At 69.7% G+C, this 1,572-nt stretch carries 2 protein-coding genes and 1 pseudogene; 1 reads left to right on the forward strand and 2 read right to left on the reverse strand.

Features of this window, described 5'->3' with window-relative positions:
- Window positions 1–228, reverse strand: a pseudogene (locus L995_RS01120) (hypothetical protein); the annotation flags it as partial.
- Window positions 229–230: 2 nt separating this feature from the next.
- Window positions 231–587, reverse strand: coding sequence for a zinc ribbon domain-containing protein YjdM (locus L995_RS01125; protein WP_047468305.1), 357 nt, complete (start codon window positions 585–587; stop codon window positions 231–233).
- Window positions 588–725: 138 nt separating this feature from the next.
- Between L995_RS01125 and L995_RS01130 the strand changes: the two genes are divergently transcribed.
- The coding region (locus tag L995_RS01130) for a LysR family transcriptional regulator (protein ID WP_047468311.1) at window positions 726–1,572 on the forward strand (847 nt) is incomplete at its 3' end.

Raw genomic sequence — 1,572 nt, forward strand, 5'->3', positions numbered from 1 at the left:
CAGCACCAGCATGGCCACGCAGGCCGCGCCGGCGCACAGCGCAACGGCCCACCAGCCCGCCACGGGCAGGGTGCGCGCGGTGCGGCCCGTGAGACCCGTACGGCCGGCCAGTGCCAGCAGCAGCAGGGCCACCACCGCGCCAGCGGTCAGCGCAATGAACAGGGGCGCAAACACCCACAGCGCCAGCAGCCCGAGGACCGCCGATACCGCAAGCGACAGCGCCAGCATGTTCAGGCCTTCTTGAGGAACTCCGACTTGAGCAGCATGGAGCCCAGTTCGGTCTTGCAGTCCACGTTGTGGCCGTCGGCGCCATCGACCAGGCGGATACCCTTGATCTTGCTGCCCTTCTTGAGCACGGTGGACGAGCCCTTGACCTTGAGGTCCTTGACCAGGATCACGGCATCGCCGTCGGCCAGCGCATTGCCGTTGGCGTCGCGCACGATGCCGTCGCCAGCGGCGGCTTCGACGGACTCTTCTTCGGCCTGCATGGGCCATTCGAAGGCGCAGTCGGGGCAGATGTAGCTGGTGGCGTCGGGATAGGTGTTTTCAAGGCCGCACTGGGGGCAGGCGGGAGTGGTCTGGGGCATGGGATGGACAGATTCGGTGAAGACAAAGGGGCGCGGCGGGCGCGCCGTACCTGGCGATTGTCGCCCCTGCCCCCGCAGGCATGCCCCGGCAAACCCGAGCGGCCTGCTACGCTGCGCGCCACTCTTTGCTTTTTCCCCATGGATACGCTGACCCCCTTGCGCGCCTTCCGGCGCATCGTAGAACTGGGCTCCATCGCCAAGGCGGCCGACGCGCTGGACCTGTCCTCGGCCGCGCTGAGCAAGCAGCTGCGCGCGCTCGAAGCCCATCTGGGCGCCGTGCTGCTGCAGCGCACCACGCGCCGCATGAGCCTGACCGACACGGGCCAGGCCTACTACGCCGAGTGCTGCCGCCTGCTCGATGAATTCGATGCGCTGGAGCAGTCGGTGCGCGCGCAGTCGCAGCAGGTGACCGGCCGGCTGCGCGTGAATGCGCCGCTGTCGTTTGCGCTGAGCACGCTGTCGCCGCTGCTGGCGCGCTTCATGCAGCGCCATCCGCAGCTGCAGATCGACCTGTCCATGGAAGACCGGCTGGTGGATGCGGTGGGCCAGGGCTTCGATGTGTCCATCCGCCTGAGCGCGGAGCTGGCGGACTCCTCGCTGATCGCGCGGCGCCTGGCCTCGCTGTCGCAGATGCTGTGCGCGGCCCCGTCCTATCTGCAGGCGCATGGCCGCCCGGCCAGTGCCGCCGCGCTGCGCGGCCATGCGCTGCTGAACTACAGCCTGGCGCATGCGCCCCGCGAAGCGGGCGAGATTCCCCAGGCGCCGTCCGAGGCGCGCGCCAACGTCAACAACAGCCTGATGCTGCGCGACCTGCTGGTGGCGGGCCTGGGCATTGGCGCCCTGCCCTCGTTCCTGGCGCGGCCGGCGATTGCGGCAGGCCAGCTGGTCGCACTGGACCTTGCGGACCAGGCCGCGCAGGCCCGCCATGTCTACGCGGTCTATCCCACGCAGCGCCACCTGCTGCCCAAGGTGCGCGCCTTCGTGG

Origin of the sequence: Delftia sp. ZNC0008, from assembly GCF_000799035.1 — a bacterium.
Classification (GTDB): domain Bacteria; phylum Pseudomonadota; class Gammaproteobacteria; order Burkholderiales; family Burkholderiaceae_C; genus Comamonas; species Comamonas tsuruhatensis.